Source organism: Microbacterium sp. JC 701, from assembly GCF_021026215.1.
Lineage (GTDB): Bacteria > Actinomycetota > Actinomycetes > Actinomycetales > Microbacteriaceae > Microbacterium > Microbacterium algihabitans.
On the sequence record NZ_JAJNCV010000001.1, the window covers coordinates 1121314 to 1146547 of the forward strand.

A 25234-nucleotide genomic window follows, 5' to 3' on the forward strand; every position below is an offset into this window, starting at 1 on the left:
GTGAAAGGATGGTCGGAACGCTGCCAACCGGGGCGGTGCGGAGGACGGATCGTGACGACCAAGGCTCGCCAAGACCGCCTGCTGGCCCTGCTCATGCGGGACGCGGAGTGGTCGACCGCGGCGTCGCTCGCCGACGCGCTGGGCGTGACCCCGCGCAGCGTGCGCTCGTACGTCACGGCGATCAACGCCCGCGTCCCGGGCGGCGCCGCGATCGAGTCGGGGCCCCTCGGCTACCGCGCCGGGTCCGACGCCGCGGCGGCCCTTCGGGCGTTGACGGGGGCGGATGCCGGCACCCCGCGCGACCGCCTGCACACGCTCGTGCGCCGGTTGCTCGATTCCGCCGACGGCATCGACGTGTTCGAGACCGCCGACGCCCTGCACGTGAGCACCGCGACCCTCGAGGCCGACCTCGCGCGCGTGCGCGGGCTGCTCGGCGGCACCGAACTGACCCTCGAGCGCTCGGCATCCACCGCCCGTCTTCGCGGCACGGAGGTCGCCCAACGCCGACTGCTGTCCAAGCTCGCGCACGACGAGATGGACGCCGGGCTCTTCGACCTCGACGCCCTGCGGCGCACGCTCGGCGAGCAGTCGGTCGGTGCCCGCGCGTTCGGGCCGTTCAAGGCCGAACTCGTCGCGGAACTCGGGGCCCTCGGCTACTACGTCAACGAGATCGGCATCGGCGACGTGGTCATGCACATCGCCATCGCCGCCGACCGCACCACGCGCGACCGGGCCCTCGGCTCTCCGGGCGGGGATTCGTCGGATGCCGCGGCCGCCGTCGTCGCGCTGCTCGACCGCCTGACGGTCAAGCACATCGGCGTGCAGCTCGGCTCGGGCGACCTGCGCCACCTCGCGACCCTCGTGCTGACCCGTATCGTCGCGCCCGGATCCCCGGCCGGCGACGACGTGCGCTCCCGCCTCGACCCGGCCGTCGAGGTGGCCGTCCGGCGGGTCGTCGAGAACGCGGCATCCGAGTTCCTCGTCGACATCGCCCACGACGACTTCATCCTGCGCCTCGCGCTGCACGTGCAGAACCTGCTGCACCGCGCGAAGGAGCAGGCGTGGTCGCGCAATCCGCTCACGCGCTCGTTGAAGTCGACGTACCCGATGATCTTCGAGGTCGCGGTGTACATCGCCAAGGGGCTGCAGGACGGCCTCGGCATCCCGATCCTCGACGACGAGATCGCCTACATCGCCATGCACGTCGGAGGTCGCCTCGAGCGCAGCCGTCGCGCGGACCAGCTGCTGACCGCGACGATCGTGTGCCCCGGCTACTACGAGCTGCACGAACTGCTGCGCTCGAGCATCGATCGCTCGCTCGGCCAGGCGATCGAGGTCGTCGGCGTCGAGACCCGCATCGACCCCGCGTGGGATTCCATCGACACCGACCTGGTGCTCACGACCATCGACCCGCCACGGCCGGGCGACCGGTTCGTGCGGATCCAGCCGTTCCTCACCGACGCCGACGTCGAGCGCGTGCAGGCCGCCGCCGGTCGCATCCGCCGCGGGCGTCGCCTCGCCCGTCTGCGGGCCGAGCTCGAGCGGTACTTCGCCCCCGAGGCTTTCGTGCGGGGGCTGGATGCCGCGAATGGCGAGGCCGGCGTGATCCAGCGCCTCGGCGGCATGCTCGTCGAACAGGGCGTCATCGATGACGCGTACGTGGACCGCGCGGTCGAGCGCGAGTCGATCTCGTCGACCGCCTTCACCGACGCGCTCGCCGTGCCCCACGCGATGGGCATGACCGCGACGCAGACCCGCATCGCGATCGGCATCGCCGACCCCTCGATCGAGTGGGGCGAGGGGCGCGTGCAGGTGGTCGCGCTCGTGGCCTTCAGCGAAACCGACCGCGAGGCCTTCCAGACCGTGTTCGAGCAGTTCGTCGAGGTGTTCAGCGAGCGCGACAGCGTGCAGCGCATCGTGCGCCGCGCGACCTCGTTCCCGGCGTTTCTGGATGAGCTGGTCGCGGTGATCGACGGCTGACGCGGGGTTCGCCGGGCTGACGCGGGGTCTCGCCGGGCTGACGCGGGGTCTCGCCGGGCTGACGCGGGGTCTCGCCCGGCGCGGGTCGCGCTCTTCGGGTTTGGGGCGCATTTCGCACCTTGGGGCGGGAAATTCACGCCCCAACTGACAAATCCCGCCCCAAACCCGTCCAGCCCTTCTCTCCGTCGCGCCGGGCGGCGTGATCACGCCCGGGCGCGGAGTGTCGGCGCCGTGTCGTGGGACACCCGATGATGTCGGTTTGGGGCGGAATCCGCAGTTTGGGGCGAGCAAATCTCGCCCCAAACTGCGAGATTCGCCCCAAACCGGGGGGGCAAGAGGGGCCCGCCTCAGCGCGCGCGGATCCCGAAGCTCGCCAGTCGCTGGGCGAGGGTCTCTGCCGAGCGGAGGTGGGCCCATTTCCACCGAGCGAACGGTCGCTGGGTGGTCCCTCGAATCCAGTCCTCGCGCTGCTTCTCCTGCAGCAGGACGTCTTCGAGCGTGAGACCCGAGCGCATCGCTTCGTCGCGGTACTTCTTCTCGCCATCGAACTCGCCCCAGGCCCTCGCGTCGTCGAGGCCGAAGTCCACGTAATAGTTCTGGCCGGAAGGGCCGGCGACGTGGACTTGGAGGTCGATCCGTGCGAAACCCAACTCCGTGAGGCGGATGCGACTGATGCTCTCTCCCGGCAGGTGGGCGCGTCCGTCGGCGAAAGCGAGGGCGCGGAGCGCACGAGCGCGACCATGGGCCGAGCGCGAAGCGATCGCGAGCACCTTCGCGCGGAGTTCGTCCGCCGCCTCGATGTCGTTCACACCGGGTTCTGGGGCGGTCACGGGCCGGAACGCGGCGTCGAGCGCGCAGACCGCGGTCTCGAACGACGCGGTGCGCGCGACGTCGGCCATCGTGCGCTCGAGGCTCGTGAATCGGACGCCGTGGCGCTGCACCTGCTGGTCTTCGGGCACCTCGCCGCGGTGCCTGACGACGAGTGACTGCGCGCCGGGCCGCTCGGACGGCAGGGTGATGTGCACCTTCGGCGAGGTCGGTGCCCGAACCGGGAGCCCGTGCAGAGCGGCGGCGGTCAGGTGGGAGAACAGCGGAGGCTCAGCGCTGGTCCGAGCCAATGCGCGAGCCCGCAAGATGATCCACTCCTCCGGGGTGGGCGGGTGGTCAGGGTCGGCGCGGATGTAGACACCGGGCCGGAGTCGGACCAGATCGCCCGACCGGACCATCCGTCCCGTCTGTGCTGGACCGACGCCGTCGGCCCGCAGATCCTCCCAGGAGAGAAGGGGAGGAAGCGCGAGCATGACCCGAGTCTGCGTGGCGGCGGATGCCGGCATCCGTCCATCGTCGCATTCGGGGGACGGTCGTCGAACGGTCGTCGCTGGGGAGGAGCCGTCCGTGAACTGCCCACAATGGGGTTTGGGGCGCATTCCGTTGTTCGGGGCGATCAAAATACGCCCCAGACGACGGGATGCGCCCCAAGCCGGGGACGCGGCGCGTCAGCGCACCGACACCAGCAACTCCTCGGCCCCGGCGCGCAGCGCGTCGAGGCGGCGGCGCGCCTTCTTCGCGGACGAGCCGCGCACGTCGAGGTACAGCTTGAGCTTGGGCTCGGTGCCGCTGGGGCGCACGATGAGGCGCGAGCCGTCGTCGAGCCACAGGCGCAGCACGTCGCCCGGGGGCAGTCCGTCGACGCCGAGCAGCAGGTCGTCGATGCGCGACACGGCGATCTCGCCCACCGCGGCGGGAGGCTGGGCGCGCAGGGCGGCCATGATCCCGGCGATCTCGCTGACGTCGCTCACGCGCACCGAGATCTGGTCGCTCGCGAACGCGCCGAACGTGTCGCGGAACTCCTGCAGCAGGTCGGCCACGGTGCGGCCCTGGGCACGGGCTTCGGATGCCATGCCCAGAAGAGCCACGGCGGCCGAGATCCCGTCTTTGTCGCGCACGGTCGTCGGGTTGACGAGGTAGCCGAGGGCCTCCTCGAAGCCGAACACGATGCCGGGCGCGCGCGAGATCCACTTGAACCCCGTGAGGGTGGAGTGGAATTCGAGACCGTAGTGCTCCGCGACGGCCTGGAGTCCGGGCGACGAGACCAAAGAACAGGCGAGGGATGCCGGCGCCCCGGCGTCTCCGCGCGCCTCGGCGGCGTCGTCGGAGGCGTCGCCCGTAGGGGAGGCCCCCTCGGCCGCGAGCCGCGCCGCCCGCCAGCCCAGCAGCAGGCCGATCTCGTTGCCGGTCAGCCGGCGCCACCCGCCCTCGGCGTCGGCGTCGGGGATGGCGACGGCCAGGCGGTCGGCATCCGGATCATTGGCGATGACGAGCTCGGCGTCGACCGCGCGCGCGGTCTCGAACGACAGGTCCATAGCCCCGGGCTCTTCCGGGTTGGGGAACGCGACGGTCGGGAAGCGCCCGTCGGGGTGGATCTGCGCCTCGACGACGGTGGGCTGGGGGTAGCCGGCCTCGGTGAGCACGCGCGAGACGGTCTCCCACCCGACGCCGTGCATCGCGGTGTACACCCAGTTCAGGCCCTCGGCGCCGGCGGGTGCGGGGGCCACCGCGGCGGTCGCGGAGACGTACGCCTCGACGACCGACTCGGGGGCGTTGGCGTAGCCGACCGAGCGGGGGAGCGTGGTGATGTTGCCCCCGTCGGCGATCCGCTGGATGTGCGCGGCGATCTCGGCGTCGGCGGGCGAGACGATCTGCGCGCCCTGGTCGTCGCCGCCCAGATAGACCTTGTAGCCGTTGTCGTCGGGCGGGTTGTGGCTCGCGGTGACCATGACGCCGGCGTCGGCGCCGAGGTGGCGCACGGCGAAGGCGAGCACGGGCGTCGGCAGCAGGCGGGGGAGCAGGATCGCGTTCAGGCCCGCGCCGGCGAAGATCTCGACCGAGTCGCGCGCGAACACGTCGGAGTTGCGGCGTCCGTCGTACCCGACCACCACGGTCGGTGCGGAGCCGGACGAGCGCTCGAGCAAGTACGCCGCGAAACCCGCCGCCGCCTGGGAGACGAGCACGCGGTTCATGCGGTTGGAGCCGGCGCCGAGGGTCCCGCGCAGGCCCGCGGTGCCGAAGGCGAGCCGCGTCGAGAAGCGATCCTCGAGGTCGGCCGCCGCCTCCGCATCGCCGTCCTCGACGCGCGCGAGCAGCGAGGTGAGCTCGTCGCGGGTCACGGCATCCGGGTCCTGCGCCAGCCAGGCGCGGGCCGCGTCGACGTACCCGCTCACAACGCGCCGATCACGCGGGCGAGCAGCGCCGAGATCACCGGCTCGGCCTCGCGGCCGGCCTCGAGCACCTCTTCGTGGCTGAGGGGCGTCTTCTGGATGCCGGCGGCCAGGTTCGTGATGAGCGAGAAGCCCAGGATCTGCATGCCGGCCTGACGCGCGGCGATCGCCTCGAGGGCGGTCGACATGCCGACGATGTGGCCGCCGATGGTCTTGGCCATCTGCACCTCGGCGGGCGTCTCGTAGTGCGGCCCGCGGAACTGCGTGTACACGCCCTCGTCGAGCGAGGGGTCGATCGACCGGGCGACGTCGCGCAGGCGCTTCGAGTACAGGTCGGTGAGGTCGATGAAGGTCGCGCCCTCGAGGGGCGAGTCGGCCGTGAGGTTGATGTGGTCGCTGATGAGCACGGGCTGGCCGGGCTTCCACGTCTCGCGGATACCGCCCGCACCGTTGGTGAGGATCATCGTCTTCGCGCCCGTCGCGGCCGCGGTGCGCACGCTGTGCACGACCCGGCGCACGCCGTGGTTCTCGTAGTAGTGCGTGCGCGCGCCGATGACGAGCACGTTCTTGCCGCCGGGGGTGCGGACACTGCGGAGCGTGCCGACGTGCCCCTCGAGGGCGGGCTTGGAGAAACCGACGACCTCGGTCGCGGGGAACGACGCCGTCTCCTCGCCGATGAGCTCGGCGGCGCGTCCCCAGCCGGATCCGAGGGTCACGGCGATGTCGTGGTGCTCGACACCCGAGAGGCGGGCGATGTCGGCGGCCGCGGCGGCGGCGATCTCGAACGGGTCGACCGCGGGGTCGTCGAGCGGGTGGGCTGTGCTGTTGGACATCCCCCCACTCTAGAAAAGGCGGGGCCCGCGGGCCAGACGGCACACACCTCGGATCATCGTGTCGGGCGCAGCTGAGTGGCGCATCGGCATCCGCCCAGCGCTGACAGAATGGATGCCATGGTGCAGAGCTTCGAGCGCAAGCAGTCCGTCGCGATCGTCGGCGGCGGCCCCGGCGGCTACGAGGCGGCCCTCTCCGCCGCACAGCTCGGCGCCGACGTCACCCTCGTCGAGCGCGCGGGAGTCGGCGGCTCGGCCGTCATCACCGACGTCGTCCCCTCGAAGACCCTCATCGCCACCGCCGACGCGGCCGTCGCGATCCGCAACGCCAGCAGCCTCGGCGTGCAGCTGTTCGCCAAAGACGACCGCGGCAAGCCGCTGACCCCCGAGGTGGCGATCAACCTCGCCGCGGTCAACCAGCGCCTGCTCTCGCTCGCGCGGCAGCAGTCCGACGACATGCGTTCGTCGCTCCTCGAGGCGGGCGTCCGCATCATCTCGGGTCACGGACGCCTCGACGGCAACGGCGCGGTGGTCGTCTCGACCGAGGCCGGCGGAACCGACTTCGACCGCATCGAGGCCGAGACCCTCGTCGTGTCAGTCGGCGCCTCGCCCCGCGAACTGCCTTCGGCGCAGCCCGACGGCGAGCGCATCCTCACGTGGACGCAGCTGTACAACATGAAGTCGGTGCCCTCGCACCTCATCGTGGTGGGCTCCGGCGTGACCGGCGCCGAGTTCGCCTCGGCGTACATGAACCTCGGCGCGAAGGTCACGCTCGTCTCGAGCCGCGACCAGGTGCTCCCGGGCGAGGATCAGGATGCCGCGGCCGTGCTCGAACGCGTGTTCCAGCGCGGCGGCATGACCCTGCTGGCGAAGGCGCGGGCCGACTCGGTCGTCAACACCGGCGAGGGCGTCACCGTCACCCTGTCGGACGGCCGCACCATCGAGGGCAGTCACTGCCTGATGGCGGTCGGATCGATCCCGAACACCGCGGGCATCGGACTCGAGCAGGCGGGGGTGCAGATGACGGCATCCGGTCACATCCGCGTCAACCGCGTAGCGCGCACCTCGGTGCCCAACATCTACGCGGCCGGGGACTGCACGAACTTCTACCCTCTGGCATCCGTCGCCTCGATGCAGGGGCGTCAGGCGATCTTCCACGCCCTCGGCGACATCGTGATCCCGCTCGAGACGCGCCGCATCACGGCCAACATCTTCACCGCGCCCGAGATCGCCACCGTCGGTTTCAGCGAGCAGGACGTCATCGAGGGCCGGATCGCCGGCAAGGTGCGCAAGCTCCCGCTCTCGGCCAACCCCCGCGCGAAGATGCAGGGCATCACCGACGGCTTCGTCAAGCTCATCGCCCGCGAGGGCAGCGGCACCGTGATGGGCGGCGTGATCGTCGGCCCCAAGGCGTCGGAGCTCATCTACCCGATTGCGATCGCCGTCGAGCGCCGCCTCACCGTCGACCAGGTGGCCCGCGTGTTCGCGGTGTACCCCTCGCTGACCTCGAGCATCACCGACGCCGCGCGCGCCATGCACATCGTCGACCGCGACGACCCCGGCGAGGACTGACGCAGGTCCCTGAGCTTGTCGAAGGGTCCGGTCTTCGTCGCGGGTTGCGGTGGCTTCGACAGGCTCAGCCACCTGTGTGACGGAGGTGCCTGAGCTCGCCGGTGGCTTCGACAGGCTCAGCCACCTGTGTGGCGCAGGTCCCTGAGCTTGTCGAAGGGTCCGGTCTTCGTCGCGGGTTGCGGTGGCTTCGACAGGCTCAGCCACCTGTGTGACGCAGGTCCCTGAGCTTGTCGAAGGGTCCGGTCTTCGTCGCGGGTTGCGGTGGCTTCGGCAGGCTCAGCCACCTGTGTGGCGCAGGTCCCTGAGCTTGTCGAAGGGTCCGGTCTTCGCGGCGGGTTGCGGTGGCTTCGACAGGCTCAGCCACCTGTGTGGCGCAGGTCCCTGAGCTTGTCGAAGGGTCCGGTCTTCGCGGCGGGTTGCGGTGGCTTCGACAGGCTCAGCCACCTGTGTGGCGCAGGTCCCTGAGCTTGTCGAAGGGTCCGGTCTTCGTCGCGGGTTGCGGTGGCTTCGACAGGCTCAGCCACCTGTGACGGCGCCGCGCCCCCGAGGGAGCGCGGCGCCGTGCGAATGAAAGGGCCCGTCAGCTGATCAGCAGCAGCTGGTGGCCCGCGGCGACCGTGGTGCCGGCCGAGGCGTCGATGCCGGCGACCGTGCCGTCTTTGTGGGCCTGGATGGGCTGCTCCATCTTCATCGCCTCGAGCACGACGACCAGGTCGCCCTTGACGACCTGCTGGCCCTCTTCGACGGCGACCTTGACGACGGTGGCCTGCATCGGCGACTTCACCGCGTCGCCGGTGGCGCCGGCCGTGGGAGAGGCGGCGTGCGCGCGGCGGGACGGGGGAGCGGCCGCGGGTCGACCGACCTGCGGTGCCGCCGCGGTGATGCGGTCGGGCAGGCTCACCTCGAGGCGCTTGCCGCCGACCTCGACGACCACCGTGTGGCGGCCGGGGGCCGCGGCGGGGGCTTCGAGCTCGCCGTCCCACGCGGGGATGTCGTTGACGAACTCCGTCTCGATCCAGCGCGTGAAGACGCCGAACTCGCCGTTCTCGGCGGTGAAGGCGGGGTCGCGCACGACCTTGCGGTGGAAGGGGATGACGGTCGGCATGCCCGCGACCTCGAACTCGTCGAGGGCGCGGCGCGAACGCTCGAGCGCCTCGGCGCGGTCGCGGCCGGTCACGATGATCTTCGCGAGCAGCGAGTCGAAGGCGCCCGAGACGCTGTCGCCCGCGGTCACGCCGGAGTCGAGGCGGATGCCGGGGCCACCGAACGTCTTGAAGACGTGGATCGGGCCGGGCTGGGGGAGGAACCCGCGACCGGGGTCCTCTCCGTTGATGCGGAACTCGATCGAGTGGCCGGTGGGCGCGGGGTCGTCGTAGCCGAGTTCCTCGCCCTCGGCGACGCGGAACTGCTCGCGCACCAGGTCGATGCCGGTGACCTCTTCGGAGACCGGGTGCTCCACCTGCAGACGGGTGTTCACCTCGAGGAACGAGATCGTGCCGTCGGCGCCGATGAGGAACTCGCAGGTGCCGGCACCGACGTAGCCGACCTCTCTGAGGATGGCCTTCGACGCCGAGTACAGGATGGCGTTCTGCTCGTCGGTCAGGAACGGCGCGGGCGCCTCTTCGACGAGCTTCTGGTGGCGGCGCTGCAGCGAGCAGTCGCGCGTGGAGACGACCACGACGTTGCCGGCCGAGTCGGCGAGGCACTGCGTCTCGACGTGGCGCGGCTTGTCGAGGTATTTCTCGACGAAGCACTCGCCGCGACCGAACGCGGCGACGGCCTCGCGCGTGGCCGACTCGAACATCTCGGCGACTTCGTCGAGCTCGCGCGCGACCTTCAGGCCGCGTCCACCGCCGCCGTACGCGGCCTTGATGGCGATCGGCAGGCCGACCTCGTTCGCGAAGGCGATGACCTCGTCGGCGCCCGAGACGGGGCCGGGGGTTCCGGGGGCCAGCGGCGCCCCGACCTTCTCGGCGACGTGGCGCGCGGTGACCTTGTCGCCGAGCGCCTCGATGGCGTCGGGCGAGGGACCGATCCAGATGAGGCCGGCGCCGATGACGGCGCGGGCGAAGTCGGCGTTCTCGGCGAGGAAGCCGTAGCCGGGGTGCACGGCGTCGGCGCCGGAGCGGCGGGCGACCGAGAGGATCTTCTCGATCGAGAGGTAGGAGTCAGCGCTGGTCGCGCCGTCGAGGGCGTAGGCCTCGTCGGCGAGGCGGGTGTGCAGGGCGTCGCGGTCCTGATCGGCGTAGACCGCGACGGAGGCCTTCCCCGAATCACGGGCGGCGCGGATGACTCGGACGGCGATCTCGCCGCGGTTGGCGACAAGGACCTTGGCGATCTTCGGCATCCTCCCAGCCTAGCGAGGGGGCACCCCGGCCTTTTGACCCTCCTCGATAAGAAACGCCGAAAAACGTGTGAGGGAGTCTACGAACGGTTCCACAGGTCGGTCCACGAGCCGCCCAGTTCGCGCACCAGACGTCGGACCGTCGAGAGCGACATGCCCACCACCGTCGACGGGTCTCCGTCGACGCGCTCGATGAACGCCCCGCCGAGGCTGTCGACGGTGAAGGCCCCCGCCACGAGCAGCGGCTCACCGGTGGCGACGTAGGCGGCGATCTCGTCGTCGTCGACGTCGGCGGCGAAGGTCACCGAGGCCTCGGCGACGGCGTGGGCCTCCTGCGGCTCCGCGCCGGGGGAGAGGCGGAAGACACTGTGTCCGGAGTGCAGCACCCCGGTGCGGCCCCTCATCCCGCGCCAGCGGGCGGTCGCGGCATCCGGGGTGTACGGCTTTCCGAGGATTTCGTCGCCCAGGGCGAACATCGAGTCGCCGCCGATGACGAAACCGTCGAAGTCGGGCTCCTCCGCGCGCAGGCGGTGCGCGACGTCGGCCGCCTTGCGGCGCGCGAGGAGCAGCACGTGCTCGGGGGCGGGCAGGCGCCGCGCCTCGGCCGCCTCGACCTCCGCGATGACCGCCTCCTCGTCGACCCGGGGCGACCGCGCCTCGGGCTCAATGCCCGCCTGACGCAGCAGCATGAGACGAGCGGGGGAAGTGGATGCCAAGCACACGCGCATGCGCCCACGCTACCCACGCTCCGGAGGCGTCCGGACCCTTCGACAGGCTCAGGGACCCCCTTCGACGGGCTCAGGGACCGCCCTTCGACGGGCTCAGGGACCTCGGATCGCGAGGTGGCTGAGCTTGTCGAAGCCACCGGCCGTGCGCGGGTCCCGGACCCTTCGACAGGCTCAGGGACCTCGGATCGCGAGGTGGCTGAGCTTGTCGAAGCCACCGGCCGTGCGCGGGTCCCGGACCCTTCGACGGGCTCAGGGATCTCCCTTCGACGGGCTCAGGGACCCCCTTCGACGGGCTCAGGGACCTCGGATCGCGAGGTGGCTGAGCTTGTCGAAGCCACCGGCCGTGCGCGGGTCCCGGACCCTTCGACAGGCTCAGGGACCCCGGCCCGGCGCTCTCCCGGCCGCGTGTGACAGGCTCGGAGGATGCACGACGGCGACCTCATCGAACTCGACATCACCGGCATCGCCCATGGCGGTGTCTTCGTCGGACGGCACGAGGGGCGCGTCGTCTTCGTGGCGGACACGCTGCCGGGCGAGCGCATCCGCGCCCGCCTCACCGACACGCGCAAGAAGTCGTTCTGGCGCGCCGACGCCGTGGAGGTGCTCGACGCCGCTCCCGAGCGCCGGCCGCACGTGTGGAGCGCCGCGGGTATCGACGTCGACCCGTCCGACCGGGTGGGCGGTGCGGAGTTCGGCCACATCGAGCTCGCCCACCAGCGGGCCCTCAAGCAGCGCGTCATCCGCGAGGCCGTCGAGCGCGTCGGCAAGCTCGAGCTGCCGGTCGACGTCCGCGCCGCGGGAGACGCCGAGCACCCCGAATCGGCTGACGGCACGGGCTGGCGCACGCGCGTGAGCCTGCACGTCGACGAGGCGGGCCGCGTCGGCGCCTACGCCGCCCGGTCGCACCACGTGGTGGAGACCCCCGATCTCCCCTTGGCGACGGATGCCGTGGCCCGCGCGGCCGCCGAAGTCCGGCACGCGGCGGCTCCGGGGCGTATCGACCTCGTCCAGCCGTCCGACGGTCGCGTGCGGGTCCTGCCGCGTCCCGAGGGCACGCGGGCGCACCCGGCACCGGAGGTCGTCGAGGAGCGCGTGGGCGACCGGGTATTCCGCGTCGACGCGGGCGGCTTCTGGCAGGTGCACCGCCTCGCGGCGCACACCCTCACCTCCCTCGTCGCGGCGGAACTGGCCGAACAGGTCGGCGATCTCGATCCGGATGCCACCCACCTCGACCTCTACGGGGGTGTGGGCCTGTTCGCGGCGACCCTGGCCGAGGCGGGCGGCCCCGCCACCCGCGTGATGAGCATCGAGTCGGACGCCCGGGCCACCGAGCACGCCGGCGAGAACCTCGCGGAGTGGATCGGCGCCCGCGCCGAGACCGCGCGGGTCGACCGCTTCGTCACCGCGCTCGCCGCCGACGCCTCCGCACGCGAGCGCGAGCGCCTGTCGCGCGGAGTGGTGCTGCTCGACCCCCCGCGCGCCGGGGCTGGACGACCGGCCGTCGAGGGGATCGCGGCTCTGTCGCCGGCCGCCGTCGTCTACGTCGCCTGCGATCCGGTGGCCCTGGCCCGCGACCTCGCGATCTTCGGCGAGCACGGGTACCGGACCGACGGCATCCGGGGCGTCGACCTGTTCCCGAACTCGCACCATGTCGAGGCCGTGACGGTGCTGCGCCGCTGACGCGCCCGCCGCGGGAGCGCTTCTGCGCGGCGAGGGTCCGCGCCGATACGATGTGGGGATGACGCGCGTCGCCCTCATCGATGACCACGAGTCGGTCCGGCTCGGGCTGGAGGCCGCCCTCGCGCGCACCGAAGCGACCGAGGTGGTCTTCTCGGGCGCCAACGTCGCCGCGTACCTCGACTGGCGCCGCGCCACCGTCACCACTCCGGCCGACGTCGTGGTGCTCGATCTCACGCTCGGCGACGGCACCACGGTGTCGGAGAACGTCGACCGCGTCGTACGCGACGGCTCGAGCGTCATCATCCACAGCGTTGCCGACCGCGCCGCCGCGGTACGCGAAGCGCTCGCCGCCGGCGCCGCCGGCATCGTCAGCAAGTCCTCTCCCACCCACGAGGTGCTCGGCGCCATCCGCACCGTCGCCCGTGGCGAGCTGCTCGACAACGTCGAGTGGGCCAGCGCCGTCGAGGGCGACCGCGCCTTCGCCGATGCGCAACTGTCGACGCGCGAGCGCGAGGTGCTGCGGCTGTACGCCGCGGGCCTTCCGCTCAAGGCGGTCGCCGACCGGCTGGGCGTGGCCTACTCGACGGCCAAAGAGAACATCACCCGCGTCCGTGTGAAATACGTCGAGGTGGGGCGCCCGGCCCCCACCAAGGTCGACCTCCTGCGTCGGGCCATGGAAGACGGCATCCTGCATGACGCGCCCGATGACGCTCCCACCCATGGCTGAAACCGATCGATCCGTGCTCGACGACGCGTGGGGGCGCATCCCCCACACCCGAGAGGGGCAGGCGGAGCAGGGATCGTTCACGCAGACGCGCATCGAACGCGTCATCACCCTCATCGTCGGCCCGGGTTCGCTCGTGCTCGGCGCCCAGGCCTTCGCCGCGGCCTTCGGCCCCGGAGACGAGGCCGAGGGGTGGCACGTGCCGCTGGTGCTGGCGGTGTTCCTGCCGCTGCTCGCCATGATCGTCGCGTGCACGATCGGGCGTTTCGCGCGCGTGTTCTCGGGCATCTTCGCCGTGGTCTTCGTGCTCGCCCTCGCCCTGTGGCCGATCGCGACGGCGGGTGGACCGCCGCCCGCGCCCACCGAGAATCCCTGGATCTTCTACCTCATCAACGTCGCGACGGTGGCCACGGTGGTGGCCTTCCCGATCTCGCTGCAGATCACCTGGACGGTGGCGGCCCCTCTGCTGTTCGGCGTGGTGCGTCTCGTGCAGGCGGGCGGGCGCAGCGAGTTCATCCTGCCGATCGCGCTCGATGTGACCTTCGCCCTCATCCTCGGCAGCGTGCTGCTGACGCTGGGCTGGATGTACCGCTCGATCGCCGCCAACGTGGACCAGGCCCGCGCCTCCGCGGTGTCGAGCTACGCGTCGGCGGCGGCCACGGCTGCCACCGAGCACGAGCGCGTGGCGGTCGCCGCCCTCATGCACGACAGCGTGCTGGGTGCACTGCTGGCCGCGGAGCGCGCTTCGACCCCCCGCGAACGCACGCTCGCGGTGAGCATGGCGCGCGAGGCGCTGACCCGCCTCGCCAACGCCGAGAAGGACCCCCTCGAGGGCAGCGACGAGCCCGTCGCCGCGCTGCGGTTGGCCGACGACATCGAGGCGGCTGCCCGCGAGCTGGGCGTCGAGCTGACCGTCGCCCGCGCCGTCGAGGAGGGCACCCCGCGCGTGCCCGGCCGCGTCGCCCGCGCCCTGGTGCTGGCCGCGCTGCAGGCCGTCGCGAACGCCGTGCAGCACGCCGACGCGCAGGGGCTCACCGTGTTGTTGACCGGCTCCACGACCCCGGGCGGAGTGGCGGTGCGCGTCCGCGACACCGGACCCGGTTTCGACGTCGCGGCGATCCCGGCCGATCGTCTCGGCATCCGCGGCTCGATCGACGCCCGCCTCGCCGCGGTCGGTGGGCGCAGCGAGATCGACTCCCACGCCGGGGGCACCACCGTCACCCTCGAGTGGGAGAGCGGTGACCGCTGGTGACCGTCCGCTCCATCCTCTCCGTCATCGGGCTCGCGTTCACGGCCTACCTCGCCGCTCGCGGCCTCATCTGGACCTCGCCCGACACCGTGGTGCGCGGATGGCTGCTGGTGGGCGCCCTGTTCCTCTACCTGCCGGTGACCTGGCTGTGGATCTTCGCGATCGGTGCACGCGACCCGCGCGCCGACGACTCGTCGAACACTCCCGCGCGGCTCCCCGGGTGGGGCGTCGCCCTCGCCCTCATCGTGGCGGTCCTCGTCTCGAACGCGCCGTTCCTCGCCGTCACGGCCGAAGGACGCGCCCAGCCGTTCGTCACCTGGGTGATCGGGGGGATCGGCGCGCTCATGACCATCGTCATGGTGCGTCGCCGCCCCGTGGTCGCGTGGACCGGCATGGCGATCCTCGCGGTGTCGACCTCGCTGTGGCTCGGACCTCTCGAGGCGCTGAGCCTCGGTCTCGTGGGGTCGATCGTCTGGGTGTCGGCGGCGCAGCTGGTCATGATCGCCCTCGACCGGGCGGCGCGCGACGCCGAGCATCTCGCCGAGCTGCAGCAGGCGGCATCCGCGTGGCAAGCCTCGCAGAGCGGCCGCCAGCGCGAGCGCCGCATCCACGTGCAGCGGGCGCTGCAGGCGGCGGGGCCGATCCTCGCGCGCACGATCGAGAACGGCGGCAACCTCCGTTCCGCCGACAAGGAGGCCGCGCGTCGCGCCGAGGCGAGCCTGCGCGACGAGCTGCGCGGCAATCGCCTCCTCGACGACGTCGTGCGCTCGGAGATCGACGCCGCGCGGCGCCGCGGAGCGATCGTCAACCTCTTCGACGAGGGCGGGCTCGAGGGGATCCCCTCGGTCGATCTCGATGCGATCCGCGCCGAGTTGGCCGGGGTGCTGCGCGAGGCGGTGTCCGACCGCGTCATTATCCGCACCTCGCCGCACCACGAGATCGCCGTCACGGTGGTCGGACGCTCCAACGCCGACCAGGCCGGCGGCGACGACGACCACGTCGACCTCTGGCACGAGATCCGCCGCCCGCGCTGACCCCGCACCGACGGCGAGGCACGAGCGCCGACTCCGTCAGCGGACGTTTCCGGATGCCGAGGTGCCCGCGCCCGCGCGACGGGGGTTTCCGGCAGCGCGCCCAGCCCACGGAGCAGACCCGGGGGGAGGCCGTCGACGCAGCGGGGGAGAGGATGGGGTGAGGGGCGGCGATGCGCCGACCCCTCACCCGGGCGAACGGTTACCCGAAAACCGTCCGCACGGCCGAATCCGGCTCGAAGGAGCGGTCCGGCCGAACGCGTGATGCGTTCCAGCTCCTCCAGTATTCGCGACGGTCAACGCGGCGTCTGTAGGTATTTCGGGGGACACTTCCCGTCCGAGCGGTCAGCCCGTGAAACCGTGCCACCCCGCGGCGCGGTTCAGCGGTGCACGCAGACCGCGCGCCGAGAGCTCCCACCGCGAGCGGGGCGCGTCGTCGGGCGCCGTGGCATCCGCCACCTCGCGCAGGTACGCCTCGCTGACCACGACGATCGCCGCGGCCAGCTCCTCTTCGGTCGGGGTTCCGCGCACGACCTCCGCCACGGCGGGCGGCAGGTCGGCGGCGGATGCGGCGTCGGTCACAGCGGGATGTTCCCGTGCTTCTTGGCGGGCAGGCTCGCGCGCTTGTTGCGCAGCGCCCGCAGAGCCTTGGCGATCGAGACGCGCGTCTGCGCTGGCTCGATGATCCCGTCGAGCTCACCGCGCTCGGCCGCCAGGAACGGCGACGCCACGTTGTAGGTGTACTCGTTCGCCAGGCGCGTGCGCACGGCCGCGACGTCTTCGCCGGCCTCTTCTGCGCGCTTGATCTCGCCGCGGTAGAGGATGTTGACCGCGCCCTGTCCGCCCATGACGGCGATCTCGGCGGTGGGCCACGCGAGGTTGATGTCGGCGCCCAGCTGCTTGGAGCCCATGACGATGTAGGCGCCGCCGTAGGCCTTGCGCAGGATCACGGTCACCAGCGGCACGGTGGCCTCGGCGTAGGCGTACAGCAGCTTCGCGCCGCGGCGGATGACGCCGGTCCACTCCTGGTCTGTGCCGGGGAGGTAGCCGGGAACGTCGACGAGGGTGACGATCGGCACCGAGAACGCGTCGCAGAAGCGCACGAAGCGGCTGGCCTTCTCGCCCGCGTCGATGTTGAGGGTTCCGGCCATCTGCGAGGGCTGGTTGGCGATGATGCCGACCGTGCGGCCCTCGATGCGGCCGAAGCCGATCACGATGTTGGGTGCGAACAGCGGCTGCACCTCCAGAAATTCTCCGGTCCCTGAGCCTGTCGAAGGGTCCACGATGCCGTCGATCACGGTGTGGATGTCGTACGGCTGGTTCGGCGAGTCGGGGATGACGGTGTTCAGCGAGCGATCGGCATCCGTCGTCTCGAACTCGAACGGCGTCTCGTACACCGGGATCTCGGCGAGGTTGTTGTCGGGCAGATAGCCGATGAGGCCGCGCGCGTAGTCGATCGCGTCGTCTTCGTCGTCGGCGAGGTAGTGCGCCACGCCCGAGCGGGTGTTGTGGGTGTGGGCTCCGCCGAGCTCCTCCATGCCGACGTCCTCGCCGGTGACGGTCTTGATGACGTCGGGGCCGGTGACGAACATCTGGCTGGTCTTGTCGACCATGATGACGAAGTCGGTGAGGGCGGGGGAGTACACCGCTCCACCGGCGGCGGGTCCCATGATGATGGAGATCTGGGGGATGACTCCGGATGCCGCGGTGTTCAGGCGGAAGATCTCGCCGTACTTGCCGAGGGCGACGACGCCCTCCTGGATGCGGGCTCCGCCGGAGTCGAGGATGCCGATGATCGGGATGCCGCTGCGCAGCGCCAGCTCCATCACCTTGATGATCTTGTCGCCGGCGACCTCGCCGAGCGAGCCGCCGAAGGTCGAGAAGTCCTGCGCGTACACCGCGACGGTGCGGCCGTGGATCGTGCCGGTGCCGGTGACGACCGAGTCGCCGTAGGGGCGCGACTTGTCCATGCCGAACGCGGTGGTGCGGTGGCGCACGTACTCGTCGAGCTCGACGAAGGAGCCGGGATCGACCAGCATCTCGAGCCGCTCGCGGGCGGTGAGCTTGCCCTTCGCGTGCTGCTTGTCGCGGGCGGCGGCTTCGGCGTCGACGACCGCCTCCTGGAACCTGCTGCGCAGGTCGGCGATCTTGCCGGCGGTGGTGAAGAGATCGGGCTGGTCGGTCACGCTTTCCACCCTAGCGACAGCGTCGGCGCGCACGTTGGAGGGTGCGCACAAGCGAACCGGCGAGGCGCTGTGGCATCCGGCCATCGCGACACGAAGAGGCCGATGCCGTCGGCGCAACCGGATGCCGCGCACCGGGCCGGTTGCCTAGGGTGTGGTCATGCCGATCCCCGCAGCCGGATACCCGCTCGCCGCCGCCCACAGCCCCCGCCTCCAGGTCGTCGAGACCACCGACTCCACGAACGCCGACGTCGTCGCCGCCGTCGCCGCCGACCCCGAGGGGTGGCCGCACCTGTCGCTGCTCGTCACCGACGACCAGCGCGCCGGCCGCGGCCGCCTCGACCGGTCGTGGACGGCCCCCGCCGGAACGGCGCTCGCCGTGTCGGTGGTCGTCGACGCGACGATGGTCCCGCCCGCATTGCGAGGCTGGATCCCCCTGGCGGCGGGAGCTGCGATGACGCGCGCGATCGGCCACCAGCTGACCGGTCACGGCGGCACCGCCGAGCTGAAGTGGCCGAACGACGTGCTCGTGGACGGCGGCAAGATCTGCGGCATCCTCGCCGAGGTCGTGCCCGGCGACCCCGACATGGTCGTGGTGGGCGCGGGAGTGAACACGCGCATGACCCGCGCCGATCTGCCCGTGACCACGGCGACCTCGTTCGCCGCGATCGGTGCCGAGTGCGACGACGACCAGCTCCTCGCCGACTACCTCGACGACCTGTCGAAGACGCTCGCGCGCCTGACCCACGACGACATCGACCGCGTCAACCGCGAGATCGAGAAGCTGTGCGTCACGGTGGGGCGCGAGGTCGCGGTGGCGATGCCCGACGGGACGACCCTGGCCGGCACCGCGGTGCGCATCGATCCCGACGGACGCCTGGTCGTGGCATCCGGAACCATCGAGACCATCGTCTCGGCCGGCGACGTCGTGCACGTGCGCTGACGCCTTCGATCGATCGGGAACCATCCGCGCCCCTGCGGACATCCCCGGGTATGAACGATCCCGACCTCCTCCTGTGGCCGCGTGCGCGGGACGGCGATCGCGCCGCCTTCCGGGCGCTGTTCGACCGGCACGAGCAACGCCTGTTCCGCCACGCGGTGCGGCTGCTGAGCGTGCGCGAGGACGCGAAGGACGCCGTGGCGATCGCGTTCCTCGAACTGTGGCGCAAGCGGCGCACCGTGCGCCTCGTCGACGGTTCGCCCCTGCCCTGGCTGTTGAACACCGTGACGAACACGGTGCGCAACCTCGAGCGGTCGGGTCGCCGCCACCGCCTCGCGCTCAGCCGGATCGATCACGATCCGCGTCACGCGGAGATCGCTGCGCGCGACGAGTCGGGCATCCTCGGCGTGCTGGCGACCATGCCGGTGCGCGATCAGCAGGTGCTCGTGCTCTCGGTGATGCAGGGCTACACCGAGGCCGAGATCGCCGCGGCGCTCGGCGTCGCGCCGGGCACCGTCAAATCCCGCCTCTCGCGGGCGAAGGCGCGCCTGCGCGTCGCCGCGGACGGCCTCCACCCCCTCTCCGCCGAAGGAGCAGTGCGATGACGAACGACGACCACCTCACCCCTCGCGAGCGCGCGTCGCTCTCGGACGCCATCGACGCCGGCATCGACAACCTCGAGCACCGCCGGCGTCGCCGCACCCTCGCCCTCGCGGGCGGCGCGGCGGCCGTGCTGGTCGCGGCCGTCGTGGGCACGTCGGTCTTCGCGAGCGGAGCGCTCTCCGGGGGCACGGTGGCGGCGACGCCCACCGTCGTCGCCAGCCCGACGCCGACGCCGACTTCCGCTCCGACGACTCCTGCGTCCACGCCACCGGCCACCACGCCACCGGCCACCACCGTCCCGCCGACCGCGACCGCCGACCCCGCCGATCCCGCGCAGTGGCGGGTCACCGACGAGGGCATCGGACCGGTGAAGCTGGGCGAGGGCATCCTCGACGCGGTGGCGGGCTTCCCCGACGCCGCGACGTGCCGACCCGACGGAGACCCCGCCTGGATCGCCGAGAACGGCTCGCTGTGGCTCGTGCGCGATTACGAGGGCGATCCCGACACCGTCGGCGTCGTCTCGTGGGACCGCTACGACAACGACGCTCCCGACTTCACGGTGGGGCCGCGCACCGATCGCGGCATCGGCATCGGGGCGACCGAAGCCGAGGTGCGCGCGGCCTACCCCGACGCGCAGTACACCGTCACCGACGAGGGCCGGCTCATCGCCCGGGACGGACTGGTGACGATGCGCACCCGCGACGGAGTGGTGGTGCAGCTGGCGGTCTCGCGAACGCTGCCCGGTGAGTACTGCGGGTGAGGTCCGCGTGGCATCGGGATCGCACAGGCTCGACCACGCACAATGAGAGCGTGACTCAGCCGTCGAGCTCGATCGGACGCCCGCGTACGCCGGCGCCGGGGGTCGCCGCGCCTGAACTGCGCATCGCGCGCCTGCGCTCGCACGCGCGGCGCCTGTCGCTCTCGGCCCTCGTGCTGATCGGCGTCGCGGGGGCCACCGCCTACTTCTACGACAACCTGCCCGAACCCTATGAGAACTGGATGCTGCTGACCGCGGCGGGTGCTCTCGTGCTGCTGCTCGTGGTGGTGCCCTACCTCGTCTGGCTCTCGCACACGTGGACCATCACCACGCGGCGGGTGATCGAGCGTTCGGGACTGTTCGGAACGAGCCAGCGCGAGATCTCGCACGTGCGCGGCTACGCGATCCAGATGCGGCGCGGCATCCTCCAGCGCCTGTGGGGAGCCGGCACCCTCAGCCTGTCGAACGGCGTCGAACCGCCGCTCCGGATGAAGAACGTGCCGAACGCCGTGCTCGTGCACGAGACGCTCGTCGACCAGGTCGAGGTGAACCAGATCCTCGCGCACCGCGACTCGCAGACGTTCGGTTCGGGCTCGATCGACACCTGAGGCGCGCCGGGGCGTTGCGGTCTGCGGGTTGCGGTCCCTTCGACAGGCTCAGGGACCTGGGTGGCGCCGGGGCGTCGCGGTCTGCGGGTTGCGGTCCCTTCGACAGGCTCAGGGACCTGACGGGTCGCGGGGGTGCGCGGGTTGCGGTCCCTTCGACGGGCTCAGGGACCTGACGGGTCGCGGGGGTGCGCGGGTCGCGGTCCCTTCGACAGGCTCAGGGACCTCGGTGGCGCCGGGGCGTCGCGGTCTGCGGGTCGCGGTCCCTTCGACAGGCTCAGGGACCTGGGCGCCGGGGCGTCGCGGTCTGCGGGTTGCGGTCCCTTCGACAGGCTCAGGGACCTGACGGTCGCGGGGGTGCGCGGGTCGCGGTCCCTTCGACAGGCTCAGGGACCTGGGCTGGGCTCAGGGACCTGAGGGCGCCGGGGCCGGGTCGCATCGCCGCGCGCGGCCCGTCAGAATGGGAATTGACGGAAGGAGCGGCATGGCGCTGCGAGTCGGAGTGGTCGGTGGCGGACAGCTGGCGCGGATGATGATCGCGCCCGCCGTCGAGCTGGGTGTCGAGATCCGCGTGCTCGCGGAGACCGAGGGCATGTCGGCGGCGCTGGCCGCGACGGCCGTCGGCGACTACCGCGACGCCGAGACGGTGCTCGCCTTCGCCCGTGACGTCGACGTCATCACCTTCGACCACGAGCATGTGCCGCAGGACGTGCTCGCCGCGCTCGTCGCCGCCGGCGTCGCCGTGCACCCCGGTCCGGCGCCGCTGGGCGTCGCGCAGGACAAGCTCGTCATGCGCGCCAAGATGGCCGAGCTCGGCCTGCCCCAACCCGACTGGGCCGCCGTGTCCTCGGCATCCGATCTGCAGGACTTCCTCGACGCCCACGGCGGTCGTGCGGTCGTGAAAACCCCGCGCGGCGGGTACGACGGCAAGGGCGTCCGCGTCGTCTCGGCCGCGACCGAGGCCGACGACTGGTTCGCCGCTCTCGCCGAAGACGCAGGCGGCGGCTCGCTCCTGGTCGAAGAACTCGTCGACTTCACACGCGAGCTCGCGCAGCAGGTCGCGCGTCGCCCGTCCGGCGAGGTGCGCGCGTACCCCGTGGTCGAGACCGTGCAGCGCGGGGGCGTGTGCGCCGAGGTCGTCGCTCCGGCGCCCCGAGCGGACGCCCGCGTGCAGCGCGTGGCGGCCGAGATCGGCGTCGCGGTCGCCGAGGGGCTGGGGGTGACGGGCATGCTCGCCGTCGAGCTGTTCGAGACCACTGACGAGCGCATCCTCATCAACGAACTGGCCATGCGGCCGCACAACAGCGGTCACTGGACCCAGGACGGCGCCGTCACGAGCCAGTTCGAGCAGCACCTGCGTGCGGTGCTCGACCTCCCCCTGGGGGCGACGGATGCCGTGGCCCCGTGGACCGTCATGATCAACGTGCTGGGCGGCCCGGCCGAGGGCACCCTCGACGAGCGGTTCGCCGGTGCCATGGCTGCGCACCCCTCCGCCAAGATCCACACCTACGGCAAGGACCCGCGCCCGGGCCGCAAGGTCGGCCACGTCAACGTCGTCGGCGACGACCTCGACGACGTCGTCTACGAGGGTCGAGCGGCGGCCGCGTTCTTCGACTGAGCGCGCCGCTCCGCGATCTTTCAGCGGGCGCGCCTAGCCTGGACCGGTGACCCGGCCGCTGCATTCCTCCGAGACGCCCGTGGTCGGCGTCGTCATGGGCTCCGACTCCGATTGGCGCGTCATGGACGCCGCCAGTCAGGTGCTGACCGAGTTCGGCATCCCCCACGAGGTCGAGGTCGTCTCGGCCCACCGCACTCCTGACAAACTCGTGCGCTACGGCCGCGAGGCCCGGGGCCGCGGACTGCGCGCGATCATCGCCGGGGCCGGGGGAGCGGCGCACCTGCCCGGCATGCTGGCCTCGGTCACCTCGGTGCCCGTGATCGGCGTGCCCGTACAGCTGGCCACCCTCGACGGGCTCGACTCGCTGCTGAGCATCGTGCAGATGCCCGCGGGGATCCCGGTCGCCACCGTCTCGATCAACGGGGCGAAGAACGCCGGTCTGCTGGCGGCGCGGATCCTCGGCAGTGCCGACGCCGACATCGCGGACCGCGTCGAGGCTTACGCCCGCGACCTCGAACAGCAGGTGGGGGAGAAGAACCGCCGCCTGAAGGACTCCCTGTGACCCTCGCGGCTCCGCGCCCGCGCGCGCAGGAGCGACTCGTCGACGCACAGCCGCTGCGACACCCCGACGCCACCTCGACCGAGGTCATGACGCGCCGCGGATGGTGGCTCGTCGTGCTGAACTTCGTTCTCCCCGGGTCGGCGCAGGTGGTGGCAGGCAATCGCCGACTCGGCCGATTCGGGCTCGGTGCCACGCTGCTGATGTGGACCGTGCTCGTGCTGACCGGCCTGTTCGCGCTGCTGTCGCCGAGCGTGCTGTTCGCCCTCGCGACCGGGTCGTTCATCCCCGATTTCCTGTCGTGGTTCCGTCCGCTTCCGCTGACGATCGTGCAGATCGTGCTCCTCGCGTACGCGGCCCTGTGGGTCGTTCTCACCATCGACACCCTGCGGCTCGTGCGGCTCGTGCGGGTCGGGCCGATCGCGCGCATCGCCATGACGATCGTCTCGGTCGGTCTGCTCGTGCTGTCGGGCTCGGGCGCCGCCTGGGCCGCGCAGGCGGCCGGCACCACGAGAGACGCGTTCTCCCAGCTGTTCGCACAGTCGGCGGCGGTGGTCCCGCCCTCCGATGGGTACTACAACATCCTGCTGCTCGGCGCGGACTCGGGCGAGGGCCGCGACTCCATGCGCTTCGACAGCATCTCGGTCGTCTCCATCAACGCCGACACCGGGGCGACGACGATCACCGGCATCCCGCGCGACATGCCGCACTTCCCCTTCGCGCCGGGGCCGATGCAGGACGAGTACCCGAACGGGCACACCGGTTACGCCAACGCGACGTGCGGGTGGGGCAGCGGCATCAACCAGCTGCGCACCGAGGTCGAGATCTGCCAGGACGGCAACAAGCTGTACCCCGGCACGAAGGAGCGGGGCAGCGAGCCGGGCATCGAGGCGACGAAGGATGCGGCCGAGGGGATCCTCGGCATCCAGATTCCTTATTACGTCCTGATCGACATGAAGAGCTTCGCCGACGTCATCGACGCGCTCGGCGGGGTCGACATCAACGTGCAGGAGCGCCTGCCCAAGGGGGGACCCGCCTACGACGGCCAGCCCGTCGACGACTGGGCGTTCGGCTGGATCGAACCCGGCCCGCAGCACATGGACGGCGATACGGCCCAGTGGTACGCCCGTTCGCGTTACACCACGAGCGACTTCGACCGCATGCGCCGTCAGCGCGAGCTGCAGGAGGCGGTCCTCTCGCAGTTCACCCCGCAGAACGTGCTGACGCACTTCCAAGAGGTCGCGAACAGCACCACCAGCCTCGTCGAGACCGACCTGCCGCAGGGCCTCATCGCCCCCACGCTCGTCAACCTCGCGCTCAAGGCGAAGGACCAGCCGGTCGGCACGCTCGAGCTCACCCCCGCGGGCGGTGTCGACGAGTTCGACCCCGACTACGCCCAGGTGCAGCAGATGGTGCACGACAAGCTGCACCCCCCGACCGAAACGGAGAGCCCCGCGCCGTGACCGTCACCCTCCGCGTCGTCCTCGATCAACTCGTCGCTCCGACCTCGCGCGATCTCGCCGAGGCGTCCGCGTCGCTGACCGAGGCGCTCGTCGCCACCGCCCCACGCGGCTGCGACGTCGCCGCGATCACGCCCGCACCGGGTCTCGGCGACGACCAGCCCATCGCCGGGCTCAGCTCCGAGACCCGTCTGGCCGTGCGTCGACGCGAGCTCGCGGCGTCGTGGCAGCTCGGGGTGGCGCCGGGGATCGGCAAGGGACTCATCCACTCGCCCACGGCCCTCGCCCCGCTCGTGCGCCACGACCGCGTCAACGAGACGCACCAGATCGTCGTGACCCTCTGGGAGCTGCGTGCGTGGGAGACGCCCGATGAGCTGCCGAAGTCCGAGGTCCTCGCCGCGCGCGCCCTGCTCTCGCGGATCGGTAAGCACGCCGACGCCGTGATCGTCCCGACGCACGCGATGGCCGAGCGCCTCACCGAGATGGCCAAGCCGAAGCTCGCGAAGAAGGTGCGCGTGCTGGGGGGAGCCCCCGCCGCCGGCCTGCGCGTGCCGACCGACGCCGTGGGGCGCTTGCGCCACCTCGATCTGCCGTCGTCGTTCATCGCCGCGGCCGGGGCCACCGCGGCATCCGACGATCTCTCCTCCGTCTTCGCCGCGATCGCCGAGGCGGGCGCCGACCTCGACGTCGTGGTCCTCGACGTGCCCGAGGGCGAGGAGGCCGCGGTGAGCGATCTCGCCGTCGCCGCCGGCCTCACGGCAGCGCGCGTGCATGCGCGGGGCTCGCTCGACGTTCTCGACCGCGCCGCGGTGCTCTCGCACGCGAAAGCCTTCGTCACCGCGAGCTCCCGCACCGACTGGCCGTGGCGGGCCGTCGACGCCCTCGCGCTGGGCGTGCCCATCGTCGCGCTCGACACCCCCGTGCATCGGGAAGTGCTGGCGGATGCCGCGGCCTTCGCCACCTCCGACGCACTCGGCCCCGCCCTCGCGCGCGCCCTGGGCGACGACGCCGACCGGCTGCGCGTGCTCGCGGGCGACCGTGCGAAGGGCTTCGCCTGGCCGGCGTTGGCCGAGCGCGTATGGGCCCTGCACGCCGAGCTCTGAGTCACGGCATCCGGATCAGTCCCCACCGGGGTGAAACGCGTGCCGTCTCC

21 protein-coding genes are annotated in these 25234 nt (G+C 71.8%); 14 read left to right on the forward strand and 7 right to left on the reverse strand.

From position 1 onward, the window contains the following. The first annotated feature begins 93 nt into the window (after nucleotides 1–93). Complete coding sequence (locus LPW41_RS05365) at nucleotides 94–1980, forward strand: transcription antiterminator (RefSeq protein WP_187358373.1); 1887 nt, start codon at nucleotides 94–96, stop codon at nucleotides 1978–1980. A gap of 347 nt (nucleotides 1981–2327) precedes the next feature. Here the strand turns inward: LPW41_RS05365 and LPW41_RS05370 are convergent, their stop codons facing one another. The 3 genes from LPW41_RS05370 to LPW41_RS05380 all read right to left on the reverse strand — a co-directional run bounded on the left by LPW41_RS05370 (nucleotide 2328) and on the right by LPW41_RS05380 (nucleotide 6031). Continuing rightward, nucleotides 2328–3098, reverse strand: a complete 771-nt coding sequence (locus LPW41_RS05370) for a hypothetical protein (protein ID WP_144828972.1) — start codon at nucleotides 3096–3098, stop codon at nucleotides 2328–2330. 378 nt (nucleotides 3099–3476) lie between these two features. Continuing rightward, complete coding sequence (locus tag LPW41_RS05375) at nucleotides 3477–5201, reverse strand: phospho-sugar mutase (RefSeq protein WP_230704294.1); 1725 nt, start codon at nucleotides 5199–5201, stop codon at nucleotides 3477–3479. Next, the gene (locus LPW41_RS05380) at nucleotides 5198–6031 is read right to left on the reverse strand and encodes a purine-nucleoside phosphorylase (RefSeq protein WP_230704295.1); all 834 of its coding nucleotides are present in this window, start codon (nucleotides 6029–6031) and stop codon (nucleotides 5198–5200) included. The genes LPW41_RS05375 and LPW41_RS05380 overlap by 4 nt, the downstream gene beginning before the upstream one ends. 108 nt (nucleotides 6032–6139) lie before the next feature. Between LPW41_RS05380 and LPW41_RS05385 the strand changes: the two genes are divergently transcribed. Then, entirely contained in the window at nucleotides 6140–7600 is a 1461-nt protein-coding gene (locus LPW41_RS05385) for an NAD(P)H-quinone dehydrogenase (RefSeq protein WP_186316529.1), read from the forward strand. A 580-nt stretch (nucleotides 7601–8180) separates the two neighbouring features. Here the strand turns inward: LPW41_RS05385 and LPW41_RS05390 are convergent. Together LPW41_RS05390 and LPW41_RS05395 are read right to left on the reverse strand one after the other, a co-directional pair. Beyond that, nucleotides 8181–9947: a biotin carboxylase N-terminal domain-containing protein gene (locus LPW41_RS05390; RefSeq protein ID WP_230704296.1), complete on the reverse strand. Its 1767-nt coding sequence runs from the start codon at nucleotides 9945–9947 to the stop codon at nucleotides 8181–8183. Between the two features lie 77 nt (nucleotides 9948–10024). Beyond that, nucleotides 10025–10672 (reverse strand): nucleoside triphosphate pyrophosphatase, encoded by a 648-nt coding sequence (locus LPW41_RS05395; protein ID WP_230704297.1) that lies wholly within the window; start codon nucleotides 10670–10672, stop codon nucleotides 10025–10027. A gap of 423 nt (nucleotides 10673–11095) precedes the next feature. Here LPW41_RS05395 and LPW41_RS05400 point away from each other — a divergent pair, with 423 nt between their 5' ends. From LPW41_RS05400 to LPW41_RS05415, 4 genes are read left to right on the forward strand one after another with little or no spacing between them, the layout of a single operon-like run. Next, nucleotides 11096–12352, forward strand: a complete 1257-nt coding sequence (locus LPW41_RS05400) for a class I SAM-dependent RNA methyltransferase (RefSeq protein WP_230704298.1) — start codon at nucleotides 11096–11098, stop codon at nucleotides 12350–12352. 58 nt (nucleotides 12353–12410) lie between these two features. Further along, nucleotides 12411–13079 (forward strand): response regulator transcription factor, encoded by a 669-nt coding sequence (locus tag LPW41_RS05405; RefSeq protein WP_144828952.1) that lies wholly within the window; start codon nucleotides 12411–12413, stop codon nucleotides 13077–13079. Continuing rightward, the gene (locus LPW41_RS05410; RefSeq protein ID WP_230704299.1) at nucleotides 13072–14328 is read left to right on the forward strand and encodes an ATP-binding protein; all 1257 of its coding nucleotides are present in this window, start codon (nucleotides 13072–13074) and stop codon (nucleotides 14326–14328) included. The genes LPW41_RS05405 and LPW41_RS05410 overlap by 8 nt, the downstream gene beginning before the upstream one ends. Then, on the forward strand, nucleotides 14325–15359 hold the full coding sequence (locus LPW41_RS05415; protein ID WP_154096047.1) for a hypothetical protein: 1035 nt from the start codon (nucleotides 14325–14327) through the stop codon (nucleotides 15357–15359). The genes LPW41_RS05410 and LPW41_RS05415 overlap by 4 nt, the downstream gene beginning before the upstream one ends. 342 nt (nucleotides 15360–15701) lie before the next feature. Here LPW41_RS05415 and LPW41_RS05420 read toward each other — a convergent pair whose 3' ends face one another. Continuing rightward, entirely contained in the window at nucleotides 15702–15938 is a 237-nt protein-coding gene (locus LPW41_RS05420; RefSeq protein ID WP_144828946.1) for an acyl-CoA carboxylase epsilon subunit, read from the reverse strand. Further along, nucleotides 15935–17551: an acyl-CoA carboxylase subunit beta gene (locus LPW41_RS05425; RefSeq protein WP_144828943.1), complete on the reverse strand. Its 1617-nt coding sequence runs from the start codon at nucleotides 17549–17551 to the stop codon at nucleotides 15935–15937. The genes LPW41_RS05420 and LPW41_RS05425 overlap by 4 nt, the downstream gene beginning before the upstream one ends. A gap of 148 nt (nucleotides 17552–17699) precedes the next feature. Here LPW41_RS05425 and LPW41_RS05430 point away from each other — a divergent pair, with 148 nt between their 5' ends. From LPW41_RS05430 to LPW41_RS05465, 8 genes are all read left to right on the forward strand, one after another. Then, nucleotides 17700–18482 carry a biotin--[acetyl-CoA-carboxylase] ligase gene (locus LPW41_RS05430; RefSeq protein WP_144828940.1) on the forward strand — a complete coding sequence of 261 codons (783 nt, stop codon included), beginning with the start codon at nucleotides 17700–17702 and terminating at the stop codon, nucleotides 18480–18482. A gap of 50 nt (nucleotides 18483–18532) precedes the next feature. Continuing rightward, nucleotides 18533–19084: an RNA polymerase sigma factor gene (locus LPW41_RS05435; RefSeq protein WP_154096045.1), complete on the forward strand. Its 552-nt coding sequence runs from the start codon at nucleotides 18533–18535 to the stop codon at nucleotides 19082–19084. Further along, nucleotides 19081–19842 carry a hypothetical protein gene (locus LPW41_RS05440; protein ID WP_230704300.1) on the forward strand — a complete coding sequence of 254 codons (762 nt, stop codon included), beginning with the start codon at nucleotides 19081–19083 and terminating at the stop codon, nucleotides 19840–19842. Before LPW41_RS05435 ends, LPW41_RS05440 begins: the two co-directional genes overlap by 4 nt. A gap of 50 nt (nucleotides 19843–19892) precedes the next feature. After that, nucleotides 19893–20447 (forward strand): PH domain-containing protein, encoded by a 555-nt coding sequence (locus tag LPW41_RS05445; RefSeq protein ID WP_144828930.1) that lies wholly within the window; start codon nucleotides 19893–19895, stop codon nucleotides 20445–20447. 481 nt (nucleotides 20448–20928) lie between these two features. Then, entirely contained in the window at nucleotides 20929–22062 is a 1134-nt protein-coding gene (locus LPW41_RS05450; protein WP_154096043.1) for a 5-(carboxyamino)imidazole ribonucleotide synthase, read from the forward strand. A gap of 94 nt (nucleotides 22063–22156) precedes the next feature. Continuing rightward, on the forward strand, nucleotides 22157–22624 hold the full coding sequence (gene purE / locus LPW41_RS05455; RefSeq protein ID WP_154096300.1) for a 5-(carboxyamino)imidazole ribonucleotide mutase: 468 nt from the start codon (nucleotides 22157–22159) through the stop codon (nucleotides 22622–22624). Further along, on the forward strand, nucleotides 22621–24084 hold the full coding sequence (locus tag LPW41_RS05460; protein ID WP_230704301.1) for an LCP family protein: 1464 nt from the start codon (nucleotides 22621–22623) through the stop codon (nucleotides 24082–24084). Before purE ends, LPW41_RS05460 begins: the two co-directional genes overlap by 4 nt. Then, nucleotides 24081–25184: a glycosyltransferase gene (locus LPW41_RS05465; RefSeq protein ID WP_154096042.1), complete on the forward strand. Its 1104-nt coding sequence runs from the start codon at nucleotides 24081–24083 to the stop codon at nucleotides 25182–25184. The genes LPW41_RS05460 and LPW41_RS05465 overlap by 4 nt, the downstream gene beginning before the upstream one ends. Nucleotides 25185–25234 lie beyond the last annotated feature (50 nt).

What these genes read in the sequence shown, in the direction of transcription:
- LPW41_RS05365 (WP_187358373.1), top strand. Translation starts at nt 94, where the DNA reads ATGCGGGACGCGGAGTGGTCGACCGCGGCGTCGCTCGCCGACGCGCTG.
- LPW41_RS05380 (WP_230704295.1), bottom strand. Translation starts at nt 6,031, where the DNA reads ATGTCCAACAGCACAGCCCACCCGCTCGACGACCCCGCGGTCGACCCG.
- LPW41_RS05385 (WP_186316529.1), top strand. Translation starts at nt 6,140, where the DNA reads ATGGATGCCATGGTGCAGAGCTTCGAGCGCAAGCAGTCCGTCGCGATC.
- LPW41_RS05390 (WP_230704296.1), bottom strand. Translation starts at nt 9,947, where the DNA reads ATGCCGAAGATCGCCAAGGTCCTTGTCGCCAACCGCGGCGAGATCGCC.
- LPW41_RS05395 (WP_230704297.1), bottom strand. Translation starts at nt 10,672, where the DNA reads ATGCGCGTGTGCTTGGCATCCACTTCCCCCGCTCGTCTCATGCTGCTG.
- LPW41_RS05400 (WP_230704298.1), top strand. Translation starts at nt 11,096, where the DNA reads ATGCACGACGGCGACCTCATCGAACTCGACATCACCGGCATCGCCCAT.
- LPW41_RS05405 (WP_144828952.1), top strand. Translation starts at nt 12,411, where the DNA reads ATGACGCGCGTCGCCCTCATCGATGACCACGAGTCGGTCCGGCTCGGG.
- LPW41_RS05410 (WP_230704299.1), top strand. Translation starts at nt 13,072, where the DNA reads ATGGCTGAAACCGATCGATCCGTGCTCGACGACGCGTGGGGGCGCATC.
- LPW41_RS05430 (WP_144828940.1), top strand. Translation starts at nt 17,700, where the DNA reads ATGCCGATCCCCGCAGCCGGATACCCGCTCGCCGCCGCCCACAGCCCC.
- LPW41_RS05435 (WP_154096045.1), top strand. Translation starts at nt 18,533, where the DNA reads ATGAACGATCCCGACCTCCTCCTGTGGCCGCGTGCGCGGGACGGCGAT.
- LPW41_RS05440 (WP_230704300.1), top strand. Translation starts at nt 19,081, where the DNA reads ATGACGAACGACGACCACCTCACCCCTCGCGAGCGCGCGTCGCTCTCG.
- LPW41_RS05450 (WP_154096043.1), top strand. Translation starts at nt 20,929, where the DNA reads ATGGCGCTGCGAGTCGGAGTGGTCGGTGGCGGACAGCTGGCGCGGATG.
- purE (WP_154096300.1), top strand. Translation starts at nt 22,157, where the DNA reads ATGGGCTCCGACTCCGATTGGCGCGTCATGGACGCCGCCAGTCAGGTG.